This is a genomic window from Ruegeria sp. BG9, from assembly GCF_056538305.1.
In genome coordinates this window covers 276,002-295,326 of sequence record NZ_JBQFSY010000003.1, presented here as the reverse complement: position 1 = coordinate 295,326, position 19,325 = coordinate 276,002, and the positions used below count along the sequence as shown (strand labels likewise).

Sequence of the window (19,325 nt, the reverse complement as noted above, 5' to 3'; positions counted from 1 at the left end):
AGAAGAGAAAAATGGCAGCAAGAGCAAAATTTCTCTGCGACGCTGAACGCTGTATCGAGTGCAACGCCTGTGTCACCGCGTGTAAGAACGAACACGAGGTGCCATGGGGCATCAACCGCCGCAGGGTGGTAACGATCAATGACGGCAACCCGGGCGAACGCTCGATCTCGGTGGCCTGTATGCATTGTTCGGATGCGCCTTGCATGGCGGTGTGCCCGGTCGACTGCTTCTATCAAAACGAAGAAGGCGTCGTCCTGCACTCCAAGGACCTGTGCATTGGCTGCGGCTATTGCTTCTACGCGTGCCCCTTCGGCGCGCCGCAATATCCGCAGGCGGGCAACTTCGGATCGCGCGGCAAGATGGACAAATGTACCTTCTGTGCTGGCGGCCCCGAAGAAACGCACTCGACCGCAGAGTTCGCCAAATATGGTCGCAACCGGATCGCCGAGGGCAAACTGCCCATCTGCGCCGAGATGTGCTCCACCAAGGCCCTGCTTGCTGGTGACGGCGATGTGGTCTCGGCCATCTACCGCGAGCGCGTTGTCGCGCGCGGGTTTGGTTCGGGCGCATGGGGTTGGGGCACGGCCTACGACCAGAAAGACGGCTGATCCGTCTGCATAAGAAACAGGTGACCCGCAAAAGTGGGTCACCTGCATTGGAATTTTGACCGAGGTCCAGATGTTCCGTCTACTCTTCGCCCTTCTGTTCACCCTTGGGCTGACCCAATTCGCCCTTGCCCAAAGCACCGAAACCGAGGCCCCCGCCGCGGACGCGCGCGCCTCGACCGGCGGTGCCACGACGCTCGAAGATATTCTGGCGCGACAGCGGGGTGAGAAAGTAGACAACGCCTATCGCTCGGAAAACACCGGTCAGGGCAATGTCGAAGGGCTGCTAGGCCAGTTCGGAACAAACGGCGTTGCTTCGGACAGCGATGTGTATCGGGCCATTCGTTTCGGTTCGGCCGATACGACGGTATCTTCGCAAGGGCCTGCCGCCGGTGTCCTGATTCAGGATGGCGGCATGTGGTGGTGGAACTTCCGCACCGGCCCGCTGCGTGAATATGGCGGCTATATCATTGCCGGGATGGCCGCCGTCATCCTGCTGTTCTTCCTGATCCGCGGGAAAATCCGCATTGATGGCGAAAAGACAGGTCGCACGGTTCTGCGCTTCAACAGTTTTGAAAGGTTCGGGCACTGGCTGTTTGCCGGATCGTTCCTGATCCTTGGTCTCACTGGCCTGCTGACACTCTATGGCCGCGACTTTCTGATCCCGATCTTCGGCAAGGAAGGTTTCGCCACCATCGCGCAAGGCTGCAAATGGCTGCACAACAACCTCGCCTGGGCCTTTATGCTGGGCTTGATCATCGTCACCGTGAACTGGATCGCCCATAACATTCCCAACAAAACCGACCTGAAATGGCTGGCCGCCGGAGGGGGATTGTTCACCAAAGGCAGCCATCCGCCCGCCAAAAAGTTCAACGCAGGCCAGAAAATCATCTTCTGGGCCTGTATCCTGCTGGGTATCTCGATCAGCTTGTCCGGCCTGTCGCTGCTGTTCCCGTTCGAGCTGCCGATGTTCGCCAAGACCTTCTCGATCGCCAATTCAACCGGCATTCCACAGGCTTTGGGCCTGAGCCTGCCCGTCCAGATGTCCCCGCAGGAGGAAATGCAATACGCCCAAGTCTGGCACGTCATGGTGGCCTATGTCTTCATCGCCATCATCATTGCCCATATCTACCTCGGCTCGGTCGGGATGGAGGGCGCGTTCGACGCCATGGGCACCGGCGAGGTGGAAGAACAGTGGGCGCGTGAGCATCACTCGCTCTGGCTGGAAGAGGTGCAGGAAAAAGAGGCAGGTAAAGCAGCGGCCTCTCCGGCTGAATAGATGCGCTGGCTCGCCGTTGCGCTGGCCCTGATCCCCCTGCCCGCATGGTCCGAGTTCTTTACGCTCAAGGGCCATGGCGGGCCGATCATGGGCATCGCAACCGCACCTGACGGGCGGATCGCCACGGCCAGTTTCGACAATTCGGTTGGTCTGTGGTCCGATCAAATGCCCGAATGGTTGGAGGGCCATGAAGCCGCCGTCAACTCTGTTGTGTTCAACGGCACTGCCATCTACTCCGCCGGAGACGATTTCACCCTGCGCCGCTGGCCGGGTGGAGAGGTCGTGGGCCAGCACAAGGGCAAAATCGTGGGCCTTGCAGCCTCAAAAACCCATGTGGCAACAGCCAGTTGGGACGGAACAATTGGGTTGTGGCCGGTGGACGGCTCCGCCCCGCAGATGCTGGGTCCGGCCGGTGGCGGTGTGAACGCGGTGGTGTTTTCAGAGGATGGAACCCGGTTGTTCTCAGCGGGCGTGGACGGCAGCTTGCGCGAATGGGACGTGGCCAGCGGCCAGGAAAACCGGCGCGTGGTCGAACATGGTTTCGGCATCAATGAGCTTGCCCTGAACGAACAAGACGGCTGGATCGCCTATGGCGCTGTGGATGGCGGGACCCGTATCCGCGACCTCAGCACGGATGAAGAGAGAGATTTCACGCTGGACCGACGCCCTATTCTGGCGCTGGCCCTCAGCCCCGATCGCAGCCTATTGGCAGTCGGGGATGGCGAAGGTTACATAATGGTGATCGACACGGTGGACTGGCGTATTGCCCAAGATTTTCGCGCCACGTTGCGGGGGCCGGTCTGGGCGCTGGCGTTCTCGACTGACGGCCAGAACATCCACGCGGGGGGAATTGATGAGGCCATGTATAGTTGGCCCGTCGCTGCACTGCGGGAACAGGAGCAGATGGCTGCGTCTGAACCCAGCTTCTTGAAAGACCCCGACCAGATGAGCAACGGCGAACGGCAATTCGCCCGAAAATGCTCGATCTGTCACAGCTTGACTCCGGACGGGCAACGCCGTGCAGGTCCGACACTTTACGAAGTGTTCGGACGGCAAGCCGGAACCCTGCCCGGTTATTTCTACTCGGAAACGTTGCAAGACTCTGATATCATTTGGAATGACGAGACGATAAATGCCCTTTTCGATGAGGGGCCGGATCACTACATTCCAGGATCAAAGATGCCGATGCAGCGGATCACGCAAGAACAGGACCGGAACGACCTGATCGCATTTCTGCGCCGCGCAACGGTTGATCCGAACTGAACCGGAGGAAAAGATGAAAGCCTTTCTTGCCGCCGCAACTGCAATGGTCGTCATCACTGTTGCCGCCCCCTTTGCGCTGAACCAAATCGGCTTCAGCGCGGAACAGGCGACCTCTGGCCCTGCTGTGCGCCTCGACTGAATGTCCGAATACCTGACGACGAAAGAGCTGGCCGACCTGTTGCGGATCGGCGAGCGGAAAGCCTATGATCTCGCTTCCTCGGGCGAGGTGCCTTGCGTCCGCGCCATGGGCAAGCTGCTGTTTCCCCGGATCGAGGTGATTGCATGGCTCAACGCGTCCCGCTCCGGTCCACAGGTAGCGGAACCGCCCCTGCCTCCGATCGTCGCGGGCAGCCATGATCCACTGTTGGACTGGGCACTGCGGGAGAGCGGATCTGGTCTCGCGACGTATTACGATGGCTCATTCGACGGGCTCAGCCGCCTAGGTAGTCGAAGCGCGCAGGCAGCGGCGCTGCATATCCATGAAGACGAAGGCTTCAACACCCAATCCCTGCGCGATGCTTTGGGTGAGGCCCCTGTGGTCCTGATCGAGATTGCGCAGCGACAACGCGGGCTTTTGCTGTCTCCGGAGACCTCGGACATTGCAGGTTTTGCCGACCTCAGAGGTCGCCGCGTCGTCTTGCGCCAAAATAGCGCCGCCAGCCAACGTCTCTTCGATGCCGAGCTCACAACCCATGGACTGACCCGAGACGACCTGACTGCTCTACCCACCTGCGCCCGCACCGAGGAAGAGCTGGCCATCACTCTGCACGACAACAAAGCCGAGGCCGGGTTTGGTCTGGGCGCATTGGCCAGCCTTTACAGCCTACGCTTCGTGCCGACCCACTCGGAACGGCTGGATCTGGCAATCTGGCGGCGGGCGTATTTCGACGAGCCGATGCAGAAACTACTGCGCTTCATATGGTCGGAACAGTTCCGCATCCGCGCTTCGGAGTTTGGGGGGTACGACCTGAGCAGTTTGGGCCAGGTCCACCACAATGGCGCCAGCGGCTAACACGCCCTCTTTTCGAGAATTCGTTCGCCGCAAGCAAACTTACTGTGCATTAGGGAAAAACACCTGCTGCCCTTCCAGCCGGAAATCCGCAATCGCCGCCTGACCGTCCGGCCCAGTCAGCCAATCAATGAACCTCTGCCCCGCATTGGCGCGCGTTTTCGGATGCCGCTCGGGATTCACCAGGATCACACCATATTGGTTGAATAACCGCGGATCGCCTTCGACCAGAATCTCAAGATCCCCTCTGTTTCCAAAGGAAAGCCATGTCGCGCGGTCGGTCAGCGTATAGGCCCCCATGCCGCTGGCTATGTTCAGCGTGGCCCCCATGCCAGATCCAGTCTCGCGATACCATTCGCCCGACGCTTCGGTCGGATCCAAACCAGCATCCGCCCAATGGCCCATCTCGGCCTTATGCGTTCCGCTGTCATCCCCGCGCGAGGTGAAGACGGCCTCTGCCGCCTCAATGGCAGAAAGCGCGGAGAGGATATCCGCCCCTCCTTTGACGCCAGCCGGGTCTGATTTTGGCCCGACCAGAACAAAGTCATTGTACATCAGATCCAAGCGCTCAACGCCCCAACCATCCGCAACAAACTTCTCTTCCGCAGGCTTGGAATGGACCAACAGCACGTCCCCATCGCCGTTCACCGCATTGCGAATGGCCTGACCGGTGCCAACGGCTACGACACGGACATCAATACCGCTTTCCGCCTCAAAGCCCGGCAACAGATAGTCCAGCAACCCCGAATTCTGCGTCGAGGTCGTGGATTGCACCACGATAAACGGCTCCTCCGCTGTGGCTATGCCAGCCATCATCCCAAGCCCAAGCGCCGCTGCGCGCAAAATTGCCCGTCTCATCACATGCTCCAATGTTTTTGTTATGTAACCAATGCGCCCGAGAGATAGCGACGTGATGCGTCGCTTTCAGGGGCATCCAGAACCTGTTTGGCCGGTCCGTGTTCCACCACACGCCCGCCCTGCATCATGACAATATCCGCAGCCAATCGCCGCGCCTGTCCGATATCATGTGTCACCATGACGATCCGCACCCCACGCGCTGAGGCTCGCAGGATCAAGCGCTCAATCATCTGCACAGCGCTTGGGTCCAGTGCGCTGGTCGGCTCATCCAGAAACAGGGTCTCAGGAGTCATCGCCAAAGCCCGCAAGATCGCCAGCCGTTGCGCCTCCCCCCCGGACAAAGACCGCGCAGGCTGGCGGGCTTTGCTCTCAAGGCCACCTTCGGCCAACAGCTCGGCGATCCGAAGTTTGCGCGCGCGACGCGCCAGCCCCTGCCGTTTCAGCACGAAATCCAGATTGGCAGACACTGATCGGCGCAGAAGAACGGGCTGTTGAAACACCATTGCTTGCCGCGCTGTATGAGAGGCATTCAGCGGAGCACCATCCTGCACAACCTGTCCCTGATCTGGTGAGATCAACCCATGCAGACACCGCAAGAGCAGGCTTTTGCCCGCCCCGTTTGGACCCAGCAACAGTGTTGGCCCCGGCCCGTCCAGCGTCAGCTCGGCCACATCCAACAAGGCCTGCCCATTGCGCCGGATGACCAGATCACGAACCTGCAGGGACCGCGTCATCTCAAAGGTCAGATCACGCATGACGCAACCCCTCCTGTTCGGCGCGGAGGCTGGCGGCACTGACCATGGCGTTCACAGCCACCGCGATCCCGATCAGGATCGCCCCCAGCGCTAGCGCCAAAGCCAGATTGCCTTTCGAGGTCTCGAGCGCGATTGTCGTCGTCATCACCCGCGTGACGTGATTGATGTTGCCGCCAACGATGATCACGGCGCCCACTTCGGCAATGGCACGTCCGAACCCGGCCAGAAGCGCGGTGATCAAAGCCAAGCGCGCATCCCACAACAACACCGGAACCGAGGCCAAACGCGACACTCCAAGTGAACGGAGTTGTTCTGAATACTCCTCGGCCAGCATCTCGACCACTTGCCGGGTCAGTGCGGCGATGATGGGCGTGACCAAAACCACCTGCGCGATGATCATGGCGGTGGGCGTATAGAGCAGCTCCAATACCCCCAAAGGCCCCGAACGGGACAGCATAAGATAGACCAACAGGCCGACCACCACCGGTGGAAAGCCCATCAAAGCATTCATCAGTACGATCAACGCGCGGCGACCGGGAAAGCGCGCCACGGCAAGCGCCGCACCAACGGGCATCCCGATCAGGGCCGAGATCAGCACCGCGAACACGGATACTTTCAGAGACAGAAAGACAATCGCCCACAGCTCTGCATCTCCATTGAGGATGAGAGAGAGGGCGTGACTGAATTCCTCTGCAAATCCTTGCATTTTATCCTTTTAAGCGAAACCAGATGGATGATTTGCGTTAATTTACAAGGAAATACTACTATAGATTCACCAAAAGTACATACACGAAACCGACAGTCAGAATAGAAAACGCGGCCCCGTTTTGGGACCGCGTCTTTGCGTCAGAAATGCCTAGCTGGTTTAGTTCAGCGCTGCGTCGGTCACCTGATGTGTCCATGCACCTTCCGGCTTCGCGGTGATGACCGGATCGGATCCACCTGCCAACAGTGTACTTACCGTACGCTCAAAATCAGCCGGGTCCAGCGCCCCGTTCGATCCTGCAGTCAGTTTAGCAATCTCGCCCATCATGCGTTTCTGATGCTCTTCGGTCTGCGCACCAGTAGCGTCATTGTCGAGAACGATCAGAGCGGCCTCATCCGGGTTCTCTTCGGCATATTTCCAACCTTTCATCGAGGCCCGCACAAAGCGCTGCATTTTCTCAACAAAGGCTTCGTCGCTCAGGTTCTCTTCCAGCACGTAAAGACCATCTTCCAGCGTTGCCACGCCCTGATCTTCGTACTTGAAGGTCACCAGCTCATCCGGATTCACGCCTGCATCAATGACCTGCCAGTATTCATTGTAGGTCATAGTGCTGATGCAATCAGCCTGACGCTGCAGCAGAGGATCCACGTTGAAGCCTTGCTTCAGCACCTCTACACCGTTTTCAGCCTTACCGCCTGTGTCGATGCCCAGCTGGCTCATCCAGCTCATGAACGGGAATTCGTTTCCAAAGAACCAAACGCCGAGAGTGCGGTTCTTCAGATCTTCGGGCGAGGAAATCCCCGCATCCTTCCAGCAGGTCAGCATCATGCCTGAGCTTTTGAAAGGCTGAGCGATATTGACCAGCGGCAAGCCTTTTTCCCGTGCGGCCAGTGCGGCCGGCATCCATTCGACGGTCACATCCGCACCGCCACCCGCGATCACCTGAGTGGGCGCGATATCGGGACCGCCCGGCAGGATAGTGACGTCCAGATCTTCTTCCTCGTAGAACCCCTTGTCCTTCGCGACGTAGTAGCCTGCAAACTGCGCCTGCGTGACCCATTTGAGCTGCAACGTTACCTCATCGGCGGCCAGTGATGCACTGGCGGCCAGGCTAAAGGCGGCAACCGCCCCGCTGAGTAGCTTTTTCATCTTCATCTTCTCCTTGTTACGAATTGCGCCCCGTTTTCGGGGTCTGGTTAGTCTTGTTATCTGCGTTGTGAGGGGTGCCAAAAGGTTACCATTTTTTCGATCCCTGCCACCAAAGCATAGAACACTGTTCCGGCGACTGCCGCCACTGCGATTTCTGCCCAGACGAGGTCGATCGACAGGCTGCCCACCCCGGTTGAAATCCGAAAGCCCATGCCGCGCGTGGGGGAGCCGAAATATTCGGCGACAATCGCCCCGATCAGCGCAAGTGTGGTGGCAATTTTGAGGCCATTGAATATGAACGGCATGGCCGCAGGCAGGCGTAACTTGATCAGCGTTTGCGTGTAGCTGGCCGCATAGGTCCGCATCAGGTCACGTTGCATCGCATCCGCCTCACGCAGGCCTTGCACCGTATTCACAAGGATCGGGAAGAACACCATCACCACAACCACAGCTGCTTTGGAGTGCCAATCGAACCCGAACCAGCTGACCAGAATAGGCGCGATTCCAACGATAGGCAGCGCGGCCACAAAGTTACCGATGGGCAGCAACCCTCGGGTCAGAAAGACGGACCGGTCGATCAGAACGGCCGTCAGAAAGGCAGCAGAGGCACCGATTGCAAACCCGGTGAATGCCCCTTTGAACACGGTCTGTTTGAAGTCCTGCCACAGAATATCTGTCGAGTTCACAAAGGTCTGCGCCACCATCGACGGCGGCGGCAAGATTACGGGCGAGACGCCCAGCCCTTGCACCAGCCCCTCCCACAGGATCAGCAGCGTGACACCAAAAAGTACGGGCACAAAGACACGCACGCCTTTGGAGTCCCGGTAGATCGACCGTGCCAGCCACGCGTTCAGCCACCAGGCACCAGCCCAGAAGAGGAGGGAAAAGATCAACCAGCTCATGCGCTCATCCCCATACGTTTCAGGGTCACTCGCTGCAGTATGTCCAGTAAGGTCACCAGAATGCCCGCCAGAATGGCCGCTGCGAACAAGGCCGCCCAAATGGCCAAAGGCGTGCCGAATTGATCTCCGATCAGAATGCGCGCGCCGAGGCCCGAAATTGCACCGGTCGGCAGCTCGCCCACAATTGTCCCAACCAAGGCCGCCGCGATTCCAACCTTCAGCGAAGTGAACAGGTAGGGCACCGAAGATGGCAGGCGCAGTTTCAGGAACGCCTGCAAGCCAGTCGCGTTGTAGGTCTGAAGCAAATCCAGCTGCGAAACAGCCGGAGAGCGCAGTCCTTTAACCATCCCGACCAGCACGGGGAAATAGCATAGGTAAGCCGAGATAATCGCCTTGGGCACCCCGCGCCCTTCGATCCCCAGCTGAGAACTCAGGACGATAATCATCGGAGCCAGTGCCACAATCGGCACCGTTTGGCTAATGATGGCCCATGGCATCAAGCTCATATCCACAACGCGGGAATAGACAATGGCCACGGCCCCCAGAATGCCAACGGCCGTGCCCAGCACAAATCCCCAGAGCGTGGATTGCAACGTGATCCACCCGTGATAGATCAACGAGCGTTTCGACATCGCCCGGCCCCTCATCACCATTTCGCCGGTGGTTTTCCAAAGCTCCTGCCCGACTTGCACGGGCGTTGGCAGGCGCGGCCGGTCCAGTTCGTAGCCACCTGCGATATGCGCCGGGTTCTGCACCATCAGAACCCAAACCGAGATCTGCTGACGATCCCTCGACGCCTCGGGCGTCACGGTTTCCCCTGCACGTTCCGCCTGATCGAGCGAGACACGAACATTCATTGGCGCGACCGCCAGATACCACAGGACCGCAATGGCCAGCAGCACAGTCAGAACCGATAAGACCTGCTTCATGCGTGCCACTCCATCCGGTAGACCGGCACGTTGTCCGGGGGCACGGGCGGTTCTTCGCTTGTAACCTCGAACCCTTCGCGTTGATAGAACCGTTGCGCCGCGATGTTCGGCGTGTGTGTCGTCAGCCAAAGAAACGCGTGGCCCTCTTTGGCCTTGTCGACAAAGCGCTTGCCGATGCCCTGACCGGTCCGTCTGCAATAAAGCGCACCGATCTTCCGCTCACTCGGGTCCACAGACATGTAGCAATCGACCGGGTTGCCCGTGACCCAGATCTCACGATGATCGAATGCCTCTTCGATCATGGCCGTCAGTTGTTCAACTGGCAGCTCTTCCGGCATCCAATCCGTCTGGCAAGCCCAATCATGGATCACTTGGGCACAGGCCGGCACGTCCTGCAACGTTGCGCGCCTGATCATATCCGAGGCCTTGTCAGTCATCATAGGAATGCCCCGCCCGCAGGCCGTCCCGCACCCGGTGTGCAACCTCAATAAACTCCGGCGTATCGCGGATATCCAAGGGCCGCTCCTTGGGCAGAGGGCTGTCGATCACATCCGTAATCCGCCCGGGCCGAGGGCTCATCACCACGATCTTAGTGCTGAGATACACCGCCTCGGGGATCGAGTGCGTCACAAAGCCAATCGTCTTCTCCGTACGCGCCCAGAGCGCCAGAAGCTGCTCGTTGAGGTGATCGCGCACGATCTCGTCCAACGCGCCAAACGGCTCATCCATCAGCAAGATGTCCGCGTCAAAAGCCAAAGCCCGCGCGATACTGGCCCGCTGCTGCATACCGCCCGAAAGCTGCCAAGGGAATTTCCCACCAAACCCAGCAAGATCAACAAGTTCAAGAACTTTGTTCACGCGCTCTTCCTGCTCGGACGCGGAATAACCCATGATCTCCAGCGGAAGTTTGATATTCTTGGAGATGGTCCGCCACGGATACAGACCCGCCGCTTGAAACACATACCCATAGGCCCGCTTGCGCCGCGCCTCATCCGGGGTCATGCCGTTGACGGTCAGAGTGCCGCCGGTTGGCGTCTCCAAAGCCGCGATGCAGCGCAGAAAGGTGGTCTTGCCACAGCCCGAAGGGCCGATAAAGCTGACAAAGTCGCCTTTGTCGATCGTCAGGTTCACATCTTTCAGCGCGTGAACCGGGCCGTCATTCGTCTGGAAGGTGAGATCCAGCTGCCTTGCCTCGATCACAGGCTGGGTCGTAGAGTCAGTGTTCATTCCATAGCCTTGAAAAATTGGATTGCGGGCCGCCCGACTAGCGGCCCGAATGCGTCAGACGCCCGTCGCTGGAATACCCGTCCGCTCCACCGGGCGCGGGGCGGTCAGTTCTTTCCAGGTGCTCAGCGCCTTGTTTACATGGGTGTTGGCCTCACGCGCCACGAACTTCCCGTGCCCTTCCTGTGTCTGGATCTCACCATCATGCACGGCAACCGAACCACGGGTCAGCGTGAATCGCGGCAACCCGCGCACTTCTTTACCCTCGAACACGTTGTAGTCGATCGAAGACTGCTGCGTTTCGGCCGAAATCACCTTGGCCTTGTCCGGATCCCACACCACCAGGTCAGCATCTGCGCCAACCAAAACCGCGCCCTTTTTCGGATAGCAATTCAATATCTTGGCGATGTTTGTTGAAGTAACAGCTACGAACTCATTCGGCGTTAAACGCCCTGTATTCACCCCATAGGTCCAGAGCATCGGCATCCGATCCTCCAACCCTCCGGTCCCGTTCGGGATCTTGGTGAAATCGCCCACGCCATAGCGTTTCTGTTCGGTCGTAAAGGCGCAATGGTCGGTCGCGACAACGCTCAAAGTGCCAGATTGCAGACCGTTCCACAGGCTATCCTGATGCTGCTTGTTCCGGAACGGAGGGCTCATGACACGCCGCGCCGCATGTTCCCAATCGTGGTGGAAATACTCGCTCTCATCCAAGGTCAGGTGCTGGATCAAAGGTTCTCCCCACACTCGCTTGCCCTGCATCTTCGCGCGCCGAATGGCCTCATGCGCCTCTTCGCAGGAGGTATGCACCACGTACAGAGGCACACCGGCCATGTCCGCAATCATGATCGCGCGGTTGGTCGCTTCGCCTTCGACCTGGGGCGGACGGGAATAGGCGTGTGCCTCGGGGCCGGTATTGCCCTCGGCCAGCAGCTTGGCGCTCAGTTCGGCCACAACGTCACCGTTCTCAGCATGAACCATCGCGGTGCCGCCCAACTCGGCCAGGCGTTTGAACGAGGCAAACAACTCATCGTCATTCACCATCAAAGCGCCTTTATAGGCCATGAAATGCTTGAACGTGTTGATGCCACGCGTCTCGATGACAGTCTTGATGTCATCAAACACCTGCTCACCCCACCAGGTCACCGCCATGTGGAATGAGTAGTCACAGTTCGCCCGCGTCGATTTGTTGTCCCAACGCTTGAGCGCGTCCAGCAGGCTCTCGCCCGGATTGGGCAGCGCGAAATCCACAACCATCGTGGTGCCACCTGCCAGGGCCGCGCGCGTGCCGCTTTCGAAATCGTCGCTGGAATAGGTGCCCATAAACGGCATCTCGAGATGCGTGTGCGGGTCGATCCCACCGGGCATCACGTAGCACCCCGAGGCGTCCAGCTCTTTGTCGCCGCGCAGGTCCGGCCCAATCTCGGTGATCACGCCGCCCTCAACTTTCACATCCGCCTTATAGGTCAGATCAGCGGTTACGATGGTCCCGTTCTTGATGACAGTACTCATTTCAAACTCCCTGTTGCGGTCTGCGCCGCTTGCTTCATCTGGCTAAAAATATCCCGGGGCAGTCGCCCTTTGGGCGACGGGGGCAGCGCCCCCTATTCCACGATCTCCGCCATCTCAACGACCGCATGCAGCAAAACATCCGCCCCGGCAGCCGCCCAATCCTTGCTGATCTCTTCAGCCTCGTTGTGGCTCAGGCCATCTACGCAAGGGCACATCACCATCGCGGTCGGCGCGACCCGGTTGATCCAGCAGGCATCGTGCCCGGCCCCCGAAATGATATCCGTATGGGAATACCCCAGACGCTCTGCCGCGTCGCGCACGGCGGCGACACAACCCTCATCGAATTTGACCGGATCGAATCCACCGACCTTTTCGAATTCAATCTGCAGGCCCATTTCGTTCACGATATCCTCAGCCGCCACACGAAGGCGATTTTCCATATCAGTGATCACATCCAATTCGGGCGAGCGGAAATCGACCGTGAACACCACCTTGCCCGGAAGCACATTGCGTGAGTTCGGATACACATCAATATGCCCCGCTGCCCCAACCGCATGCGGCGCATGTGACCACGCAATCTCATCCACTTTTTCAAGAATACGCGCCATCGCCAGACCCGCATTCTTGCGCATCGGCATCGGGGTCGAGCCGGTATGGGCATCCTTGCCGGTCACCGTGATCTGGGTCCAACTTAGCCCCTGACCGTGGGTGACGACGCCGATGTCCTTACTCTCGGCCTCCAGTATCGGCCCTTGTTCGATATGCAGCTCAAAGAAGGCATGCATTTTGCGCGCGCCGACCTCTTCCTCGCCGCGCCAGCCGATACGCTGCAATTCATCGCCGAATTTTTTACCCTCGGCATCCTCGCGGTCATAGGCCCAATCCTGCGTGTGCATCCCGGCAAACACGCCCGAAGACAACATCGCAGGGGCGTAGCGCGTGCCCTCTTCATTCGTCCAGTTGGTCGCCACGATCGGATGTTTGGTTTTGATTCCCAGATCGTTCAGCGTGCGGATGATCTCCAAACCGCCAAGCACCCCTAGAACCCCGTCATACTTCCCGCCCGTCGGCTGTGTATCCAGATGAGAACCAACATAGACCGGCAGCGCCTCCGGGTCCGTGCCCTCTCGCCGCGCGAACATGTTGCCCATCTGATCCAAACCCATGGAACAGCCCGCGTCCTCGCACCAGCTTTGGAACAGCGCGCGCCCTTCGGCGTCTTCATCGGTCAGCGTCTGGCGGTTGTTGCCGCCCGCAACGCCGGGGCCGATCTTGGCCATCTCCATCAGGCTGTCCCACAACCTGTCGCCATTGATCCTGAGATTCTGCGCCGGAGCTGCCATAGTCTTCTTCCCTGTTGCTTGCGAGTTTGCTCGCTTTTGGTGTCTTGATTTGACCAACTGGTCAAACTCACGCTATCACGGGTTCGACATCAGTCAAGAAATTGCGCGCCGTCGCTGGAGTTTTCAGCAAAATCCCCTATGAGATGGCGCAAAAACAGACACGTTGGACACATGCCGAAAGACCGCGCACCCACCAGAATACAAAAGAAAAATCGCGCTGCGATTCTGGAGGCCGCGCTCGAGGTCTTTTCGACCCACGGGTTTCGCGGGGCCACCGTGGATCAGATCGCGTCCGCTGCCGGGCTGAGCAAACCAAACCTGCTCTATTACTACCGCAGCAAAGACGCGATTTATGCCGCCCTGCTCGAGCGTCTTCTGGACACTTGGCTAGACCCGATGCGCGCCATTGATCCCGATGGCGACCCTCTAACCGAGCTGTTAGGATACATCCACCGCAAGCTGGAAATGAGTCGCGACTACCCTCGCGAAAGCCGCCTGTTTGCCAATGAGATCATTCGCGGCGCTCCACATATCTATGACGTGCTGTCCACAGATCTTAAAGCGCTGGTCGATGAAACCTCGACCCTGATCCGCCGCTGGATGGCCGAGGGGCATATCGCCGAAGTGAACCCCTATCACCTGATCTTCTCGATCTGGTCTTTGACCCAGCATTACGCAGATTTCGACGTCCAGATCCGCGCCGTTCTTGGCTCGGATGAAGCCGATCCTTACCCCGACGCGAAAATCTACCTTGATCAGGTGTTCACGCGCCTTCTGACGCTGTAACCGTTATTTCGCGGGCTTTAACGCCAGAATTCGACGCAAAAGCACGATCACCATGGCGATCAGGATGGTCAGGTCGCCCATGGTTTTGACGGTGTTGATCTTGGGCACCTTTCCGGCATCCTTGACGATCGCGGTGTACATTTTCGGCTGCTGCACCCCAGCCATGTGATCCTTGGCCGAGGCCTTCACGAAGGCGTCAAAATTCTGCAGCGCCTTGACCTTTTTGACCACCTGTCCAAGGAACCGTTGGTCCAGCTGACGCTCTTCCTTCAACTTCGCCATCATCTCTTCGAGAGAGCGTTTCAGCTTTTCAAGGCTGTCCACGTCACGTTTGATCTGCTTCTGATGCTGAAGAAAATTCTTGGCGGCCATCGCGTCACGTTGCTTGGCCTTGGACAGGGCAACGTTCTTTTTGGACGTGTCACGGTCAAGCTTGGTGACCTTGTTGCCGCCCTTGTTCCGGCCCGGTGGTGCCGCTGGCATGACATTCTCCTTTGATCCTGTCTGTCAGCGGCAGTGTAGCACCGAACCGGTGTTTTAGGGATGAGTGTTTCCCTTACTCCGCCGCTTTCGCCATCGGATTGTTCGGATGCGAGGTCCAGTTGGCATAGTCTGGCTGCACAGTTTTGCCAGTACGCGGATCGACCTCGCCAGCCGCCATCGGCTCCATCGTGATGCAGCCTTCGATCGGGCAAACATCGACGCAGAGGTTACAGGCAACGCATTCGTCATCCATCACTTCAAACACACGATCATCAGACATCGAGATCGCCTGATGGCTGGTATCTTCACAAGCGGCATAGCACCGACCGCATTTGATACACTGGTCCTGATCAATCTTGGCCTTGGCCACATAATTCAGGTTCAGATACTGCCAGTCAGTGACATTCGGTACCGCACGACCAATGACCTGATCGACACTGGTATAACCCTTCTCGTCCATCCATTCAGACAGACCCGCCGTCAGCTCATCAATGATCTTGAACCCGTAGGTCATCGCAGCGGTACACACTTGCACATTGCCACAACCCAGCGAAATAAACTCGGCCGCGTCCCGCCAGGTGGTCACGCCACCAATGCCGGAAATGGGCATACCATGAGTGGCCTCAGCCCGCGCGATTTCGGACACCATCGACAGGGCAATCGGCTTGACCGCCGGCCCGCAATAGCCGCCGTGGCTGCCTTTGCCATCAATCGAAGGCTCGGGGCTGAACGTATCCAGATTGACGCTGGTGATTGAGTTGATCGTGTTGATCAGCGACACCGCGTCCGCGCCGCCATTCCGCGCGGCCGCTGCAGGTTTGCGGATGTCGGTGATGTTGGGCGTCAGCTTCACGATGACCGGGCGGTCATAGTATTTCTTGCACCATCGGGTCACCATCTCGATGTATTCTGGCACCTGCCCCACGGCAGACCCCATGCCCCGCTCGCTCATGCCATGCGGGCAGCCGAAGTTTAGCTCGATCCCATCGGCGCCTGTCTCGGCGACGCGCGGCAGGATGGCTTTCCACGCCTCCTCCTCGCAGGGCACCATGATCGAGGCGATCAGCGCGCGATCCGGATAGTCCGCCTTGACCCGCGCCATTTCCTCAAGGTTCACCTCCAGCGGGCGGTCGGTGATCAGCTCGATGTTATTGAGACCCAGCAGCCGCCGATCCGCACCATAGATCGCGCCGTAGCGCGGCCCGTTCACATTCACGACCGGAGGGCCCTCGGCACCCAGTGTTTTCCAGACAACGCCGCCCCATCCTGCCTCGAACGCGCGGCGGACGTTGTATTCCTTGTCCGTCGGCGGCGCAGAGGCCAGCCAATAGGGGTTGGGGCTGGAAATGCCCAGAAAGTTTGTCGTCAGATCGGCCATGGCTTCTCCCTTCCCGGCTCAGCCGGTTTTTTTGAATATCATCTCAGTCGGGCGAATGCGCCCGGCCTTTAGGTTTGTTACGTAGTTTTGGAACTTCTCAGGTGCCGTCTCGCCCATCATCAGGTGGATGCCCAACGCAGGCGGGCCGCTTTCGGCCATACGCGCAAAGGCTTCCTCAAAGAAAGCTAGCGCGAACTCAGTACGGTCGGTCTCAGTCACCAGTTCCAGACCCGCAGCACTTGCGGCATCGCGGTAGACATCGGGCGCGTGGACAAAGGACGTCTCGGCCACGGTGGACCATGGCAGAGGAAACGCAAGCGGCTCAGCCGCCTCACCGCCCATCACGTCGAACAAGGCAAAAGTACCACCTGTCGCCAAGGCCCGAGAGACTTCGGCGAACAATCCCACCTTGTCTTCGATGTTCATGCCAACATGGAACATCACGGCCAGATCGAACCCAGCATCGGGAACCGGCATGTCGAGCGCACTGCCGACCACAAACTCCGACTTGTCGGAATGGCCGACAAGATCACTAAGCGTCTTCGCCGTCTCGACAAACTCAGGCGTCAGGTCGACCCCTGTGACCGTCGAGTCATATCGATCCACGATATAGCGCGATGTCCCGCCGATACCGCAGCCAACGTCCAGCACACGCGTTGCGTGGTTGGGTGACAGCTGAGCGAACAGGTTGTCGGTCGCTTTCACACCACCCGTATGAAACTCGTCCCCGGCCTTGAGGTCGGCAACGGTGGCTGCATCCGGGTCTATACCACTGGCCTCAAGCGCCGCGCGGACGCGTTCGGTCAGGGCACCGGTTGTGTAGTGTTGGGCAACAGCTTGTTCGATCTGGGACATGACGATACCTCAGCAGCAATAAAAATGGGGTGAATACCCCATCTTATCACGAAACGAGCGTTGCGTGGATGTCCATCGCCGCATCACGGCCCTCGGCCACGGCTGTCACGGTCAGATCCTCGCCACCTGCGGCGCAATCACCACCCGCCCAGACACCGTCCAGAGAGGTTCGCCCTGCCCCGGTGACAGCGATCTTGTTGCCATCCAGCGCCAGACCTTCGGGCGCACCTTCAAGCGTTTGACCGATGGCCTTGAGGACCTGATCAGCCGGAAGCCGGATCATCTCACCCGTCCCTTCAAGCCTGCCGTCCCGAGTGGTCGTGTATTCCAGTTCGATATCGACCGCAGAGCCATTGCCGTAGACGGCGACCGGCTGCACATTCGTCAGAATTCGCACCCCATGTGAGGCGGCAAGGTCCTGTTCATACCGGCTGGCACCCATCGCATCGCGACCACGGCGATAGGCAATCGTGACATGCTCGGCGCCCAGCAGTTTTGACTTCACGGCAGCGTCCACCGCTGTCATGCCTCCGCCGATCACGACCACATTCCGCCCGACCGGCAAGTGGGCGAGATCTTCCGCCTGACGCACATCCGAAATGAAATCCACAGCAGCCCGCACACCGTCCTTTTCGGTGCCTTGCGCACGCAGCGCATTCACACCCGCCAGACCGATCGACAGGAACACGGCATCATAGTTCTCGACCAACCCGTCCAGCGAAATCGTATCTCCCAGAACCGAGCCCGTCTCGATCGCAATGCCGCCAATTTTCAGAAGCCAGTCCACTTCGGCCTGGGCGAAGTCATTGGTCGATTTGTAGGCTGCAATCCCGTATTCGTTCAAACCGCCGGGTTTCGGCTTGGACTCGTGAATAACCACGTCATGCCCCAGCATTGCCAGACGGTGCGCACAGGCAAGACCAGCTGGCCCTGCCCCAATCACGGCAACCGTTTTGCCGGTAGGCGCGGCGCGTTCGAAGGGGTGATCACCCGCTTCCATAACGATATCAGTCGAATAGCGCTGCAAGCGACCGATCTCGACCGGTTTGCCTTCGGCGGCTTCGCGAACGCAAGCTTCCTCGCACAAAGTCTCGGTCGGACAAACGCGGGCACACATACCACCTAGAATGTTTTGCTCGAGAATCGTGCGACCCGCTGCTTGCGGCTGACCAGCCTGGATCTGGCGAATGAACAACGGAATATCGATATCCGTCGGACAAGCCGTCACACACGGCGCGTCATAGCAGAAATAACAGCGATCTGCCGCCACGGCGGCCTCATGCGGGGCCAAAGGCGGATGCAGATCGGTGAAATTCGAGGTCAGCTCATCGCTGGAAAGCCGCCCTGGGACAATCCCGGGTGCCATCTGGCCCTGTGCCATCACTCTACTCCCTGTAGATATGTTTGTTGTGAGACTCAGCTTGCCACAATCTGATTTTTTATCAATTGGTAAATTTTATCATTCGGTCAAAAAATGAAAAATCCGGGCTTTTGACCCGGATTTCCGTAATTTTGCTCAAAATTGATGCGGGACCGGGTCAGATCATGCCCGTCAAATGCCCGGATTTCATCCAAACCCGCGCGCCATCCGGCCCCGCAACGGCCTTTGACTGCGATCCGGGCGGCAGGCGTAGCCAGTCCCACGCGGCGAATGATTCACCGCCTTCATCAAAGCTGCCGGTGATGACAAACACCTCAAGCCCACCTTCTGCGCTCAGATCAATGGTCTCACTCGCGGCCCATTGCGCGATGCGCACATCCTCATGCTCATCCTTGAACAAGCGCAGATCGCCCTGCCCGTTGATCGAGCGTTTAACCTCGGTCCGGTCAGACGGATCGAATTGATGCAGCTTGACCAGAATGGTCGCCCCATCAGCCGCCATAGGGGTATGGGACGAGGTCGGAGGGTTGCGAACATAGCTGCCCACCGGAAAATCTCCGGTTTCGTCCTGAAAGACGCCATCCAGAACCAGATACTCCTCACCGCCATCGTGGGTATGGGCCGCGAAGGCACTGCCGGGGGCGAAACGCACGATCGTAGTGGCGCGGGCGACTTCCTCACCGATCCGGTCCAGCATCTTGCGCTCGACCCCTGCCGCTGGCGATTGCACCCACTCGGTCTGAGCAAAGTGCACCGCAGCGCGTTTGGTGAAATCCGCGTTGATCCTCATGGCGGCCTCCTGCTTTGAGTTTCCTGCATGAGATGGGATGGAGAACGCGAAAATCAATCCAACAGTTTTGACGCCCTCTGCGGCTTGCTGTAATCCCAAAGAAAACGGGCGACAGGAA

21 protein-coding genes are annotated in these 19,325 nt (G+C 58.8%); 6 read left to right on the top strand and 15 right to left on the bottom strand.

The features are described from left to right. The first annotated feature begins 11 nt into the window (after positions 1-11). The 5 genes from fdh3B to ACR0I8_RS07310 all read left to right on the top strand — a co-directional run bounded on the left by fdh3B (position 12) and on the right by ACR0I8_RS07310 (position 4,159). Positions 12-608, top strand: a complete 597-nt coding sequence (fdh3B, locus tag ACR0I8_RS07330; RefSeq protein ID WP_170376582.1) for a formate dehydrogenase FDH3 subunit beta — start codon at positions 12-14, stop codon at positions 606-608. 70 nt (positions 609-678) lie between these two features. Next, positions 679-1,884 carry a formate dehydrogenase subunit gamma gene (locus tag ACR0I8_RS07325; protein WP_480702945.1) on the top strand — a complete coding sequence of 402 codons (1,206 nt, stop codon included), beginning with the start codon at positions 679-681 and terminating at the stop codon, positions 1,882-1,884. Further along, positions 1,885-3,147 (top strand): c-type cytochrome, encoded by a 1,263-nt coding sequence (locus ACR0I8_RS07320; RefSeq protein WP_170689980.1) that lies wholly within the window; start codon positions 1,885-1,887, stop codon positions 3,145-3,147. A 13-nt stretch (positions 3,148-3,160) separates the two neighbouring features. Continuing rightward, positions 3,161-3,286 carry a hypothetical protein gene (locus ACR0I8_RS07315; RefSeq protein ID WP_256439764.1) on the top strand — a complete coding sequence of 42 codons (126 nt, stop codon included), beginning with the start codon at positions 3,161-3,163 and terminating at the stop codon, positions 3,284-3,286. Further along, entirely contained in the window at positions 3,287-4,159 is an 873-nt protein-coding gene (locus ACR0I8_RS07310) for a helix-turn-helix transcriptional regulator (protein WP_170689978.1), read from the top strand. A 39-nt stretch (positions 4,160-4,198) separates the two neighbouring features. Here the strand turns inward: ACR0I8_RS07310 and ACR0I8_RS07305 are convergent, their stop codons facing one another. From ACR0I8_RS07305 to ACR0I8_RS07260, 10 genes are all read right to left on the bottom strand, one after another. Next, positions 4,199-5,014, bottom strand: a complete 816-nt coding sequence (locus ACR0I8_RS07305) for an ABC transporter substrate-binding protein (RefSeq protein WP_170665302.1) — start codon at positions 5,012-5,014, stop codon at positions 4,199-4,201. 20 nt (positions 5,015-5,034) lie between these two features. Further along, the gene (locus tag ACR0I8_RS07300) at positions 5,035-5,769 is read right to left on the bottom strand and encodes an ATP-binding cassette domain-containing protein (RefSeq protein ID WP_170689977.1); all 735 of its coding nucleotides are present in this window, start codon (positions 5,767-5,769) and stop codon (positions 5,035-5,037) included. Then, positions 5,762-6,475: an ABC transporter permease gene (locus tag ACR0I8_RS07295; protein ID WP_170689975.1), complete on the bottom strand. Its 714-nt coding sequence runs from the start codon at positions 6,473-6,475 to the stop codon at positions 5,762-5,764. Before ACR0I8_RS07295 ends, ACR0I8_RS07300 begins: the two co-directional genes overlap by 8 nt. A gap of 159 nt (positions 6,476-6,634) precedes the next feature. Continuing rightward, positions 6,635-7,624, bottom strand: a complete 990-nt coding sequence (locus ACR0I8_RS07290) for an ABC transporter substrate-binding protein (RefSeq protein WP_170376562.1) — start codon at positions 7,622-7,624, stop codon at positions 6,635-6,637. Positions 7,625-7,680: 56 nt separating this feature from the next. Beyond that, entirely contained in the window at positions 7,681-8,526 is an 846-nt protein-coding gene (locus ACR0I8_RS07285; RefSeq protein WP_170689974.1) for an ABC transporter permease, read from the bottom strand. Beyond that, positions 8,523-9,455, bottom strand: coding sequence for an ABC transporter permease subunit (locus ACR0I8_RS07280; RefSeq protein ID WP_170689972.1), 933 nt, complete (start codon positions 9,453-9,455; stop codon positions 8,523-8,525). The genes ACR0I8_RS07285 and ACR0I8_RS07280 overlap by 4 nt, the downstream gene beginning before the upstream one ends. Next, complete coding sequence (locus tag ACR0I8_RS07275; protein ID WP_480702941.1) at positions 9,452-9,895, bottom strand: GNAT family N-acetyltransferase; 444 nt, start codon at positions 9,893-9,895, stop codon at positions 9,452-9,454. Before ACR0I8_RS07275 ends, ACR0I8_RS07280 begins: the two co-directional genes overlap by 4 nt. Then, positions 9,885-10,682: an ABC transporter ATP-binding protein gene (locus ACR0I8_RS07270; RefSeq protein ID WP_170376555.1), complete on the bottom strand. Its 798-nt coding sequence runs from the start codon at positions 10,680-10,682 to the stop codon at positions 9,885-9,887. The genes ACR0I8_RS07275 and ACR0I8_RS07270 overlap by 11 nt, the downstream gene beginning before the upstream one ends. A 54-nt stretch (positions 10,683-10,736) precedes the next feature. After that, positions 10,737-12,191, bottom strand: coding sequence for a dihydropyrimidinase (gene hydA, locus ACR0I8_RS07265; protein WP_170689969.1), 1,455 nt, complete (start codon positions 12,189-12,191; stop codon positions 10,737-10,739). 92 nt (positions 12,192-12,283) lie between these two features. Then, complete coding sequence (locus ACR0I8_RS07260; protein WP_170689968.1) at positions 12,284-13,534, bottom strand: Zn-dependent hydrolase; 1,251 nt, start codon at positions 13,532-13,534, stop codon at positions 12,284-12,286. 171 nt (positions 13,535-13,705) lie between these two features. On the opposite strand from ACR0I8_RS07260, the gene ACR0I8_RS07255 reads away from it, so the two are divergent. After that, on the top strand, positions 13,706-14,320 hold the full coding sequence (locus ACR0I8_RS07255; protein ID WP_170689966.1) for a TetR family transcriptional regulator C-terminal domain-containing protein: 615 nt from the start codon (positions 13,706-13,708) through the stop codon (positions 14,318-14,320). A 3-nt stretch (positions 14,321-14,323) separates the two neighbouring features. On the opposite strand, the gene ACR0I8_RS07250 is transcribed toward ACR0I8_RS07255, so the two are convergent. From ACR0I8_RS07250 to ACR0I8_RS07230, 5 genes are all read right to left on the bottom strand, one after another. Beyond that, positions 14,324-14,803, bottom strand: coding sequence for a PAC2 family protein (locus ACR0I8_RS07250; RefSeq protein ID WP_170551386.1), 480 nt, complete (start codon positions 14,801-14,803; stop codon positions 14,324-14,326). Between the two features lie 73 nt (positions 14,804-14,876). Continuing rightward, positions 14,877-16,181, bottom strand: a complete 1,305-nt coding sequence (gene preA / locus ACR0I8_RS07245; protein ID WP_170551389.1) for an NAD-dependent dihydropyrimidine dehydrogenase subunit PreA — start codon at positions 16,179-16,181, stop codon at positions 14,877-14,879. Positions 16,182-16,199: 18 nt separating this feature from the next. Further along, entirely contained in the window at positions 16,200-17,036 is an 837-nt protein-coding gene (locus ACR0I8_RS07240; RefSeq protein WP_170689964.1) for a methyltransferase domain-containing protein, read from the bottom strand. Between the two features lie 46 nt (positions 17,037-17,082). Continuing rightward, complete coding sequence (locus tag ACR0I8_RS07235; protein ID WP_170689962.1) at positions 17,083-18,417, bottom strand: NAD(P)-dependent oxidoreductase; 1,335 nt, start codon at positions 18,415-18,417, stop codon at positions 17,083-17,085. A gap of 157 nt (positions 18,418-18,574) precedes the next feature. Further along, positions 18,575-19,207, bottom strand: coding sequence for a cupin domain-containing protein (locus tag ACR0I8_RS07230; protein WP_170689961.1), 633 nt, complete (start codon positions 19,205-19,207; stop codon positions 18,575-18,577). Positions 19,208-19,325: the final 118 nt, after the last annotated feature.

Coding starts and splice junctions, on each gene's coding strand:
- fdh3B (WP_170376582.1), top strand. CDS start 12: ATGGCAGCAAGAGCAAAATTTCTCTGCGACGCTGAACGCTGTATCGAG.
- ACR0I8_RS07325 (WP_480702945.1), top strand. CDS start 679: ATGTTCCGTCTACTCTTCGCCCTTCTGTTCACCCTTGGGCTGACCCAA.
- ACR0I8_RS07320 (WP_170689980.1), top strand. CDS start 1,885: ATGCGCTGGCTCGCCGTTGCGCTGGCCCTGATCCCCCTGCCCGCATGG.
- ACR0I8_RS07315 (WP_256439764.1), top strand. CDS start 3,161: ATGAAAGCCTTTCTTGCCGCCGCAACTGCAATGGTCGTCATCACTGTT.
- ACR0I8_RS07310 (WP_170689978.1), top strand. CDS start 3,287: ATGTCCGAATACCTGACGACGAAAGAGCTGGCCGACCTGTTGCGGATC.
- ACR0I8_RS07305 (WP_170665302.1), bottom strand. CDS start 5,014: ATGAGACGGGCAATTTTGCGCGCAGCGGCGCTTGGGCTTGGGATGATG.
- ACR0I8_RS07300 (WP_170689977.1), bottom strand. CDS start 5,769: ATGCGTGATCTGACCTTTGAGATGACGCGGTCCCTGCAGGTTCGTGAT.
- ACR0I8_RS07295 (WP_170689975.1), bottom strand. CDS start 6,475: ATGCAAGGATTTGCAGAGGAATTCAGTCACGCCCTCTCTCTCATCCTC.
- ACR0I8_RS07290 (WP_170376562.1), bottom strand. CDS start 7,624: ATGAAAAAGCTACTCAGCGGGGCGGTTGCCGCCTTTAGCCTGGCCGCC.
- ACR0I8_RS07285 (WP_170689974.1), bottom strand. CDS start 8,526: ATGAGCTGGTTGATCTTTTCCCTCCTCTTCTGGGCTGGTGCCTGGTGG.
- ACR0I8_RS07280 (WP_170689972.1), bottom strand. CDS start 9,455: ATGAAGCAGGTCTTATCGGTTCTGACTGTGCTGCTGGCCATTGCGGTC.
- ACR0I8_RS07275 (WP_480702941.1), bottom strand. CDS start 9,895: ATGATGACTGACAAGGCCTCGGATATGATCAGGCGCGCAACGTTGCAG.
- ACR0I8_RS07270 (WP_170376555.1), bottom strand. CDS start 10,682: ATGAACACTGACTCTACGACCCAGCCTGTGATCGAGGCAAGGCAGCTG.
- hydA (WP_170689969.1), bottom strand. CDS start 12,191: ATGAGTACTGTCATCAAGAACGGGACCATCGTAACCGCTGATCTGACC.
- ACR0I8_RS07260 (WP_170689968.1), bottom strand. CDS start 13,534: ATGGCAGCTCCGGCGCAGAATCTCAGGATCAATGGCGACAGGTTGTGG.
- ACR0I8_RS07255 (WP_170689966.1), top strand. CDS start 13,706: ATGCCGAAAGACCGCGCACCCACCAGAATACAAAAGAAAAATCGCGCT.
- ACR0I8_RS07250 (WP_170551386.1), bottom strand. CDS start 14,803: ATGCCAGCGGCACCACCGGGCCGGAACAAGGGCGGCAACAAGGTCACC.
- preA (WP_170551389.1), bottom strand. CDS start 16,181: ATGGCCGATCTGACGACAAACTTTCTGGGCATTTCCAGCCCCAACCCC.
- ACR0I8_RS07240 (WP_170689964.1), bottom strand. CDS start 17,036: ATGTCCCAGATCGAACAAGCTGTTGCCCAACACTACACAACCGGTGCC.
- ACR0I8_RS07235 (WP_170689962.1), bottom strand. CDS start 18,417: ATGGCACAGGGCCAGATGGCACCCGGGATTGTCCCAGGGCGGCTTTCC.
- ACR0I8_RS07230 (WP_170689961.1), bottom strand. CDS start 19,207: ATGAGGATCAACGCGGATTTCACCAAACGCGCTGCGGTGCACTTTGCT.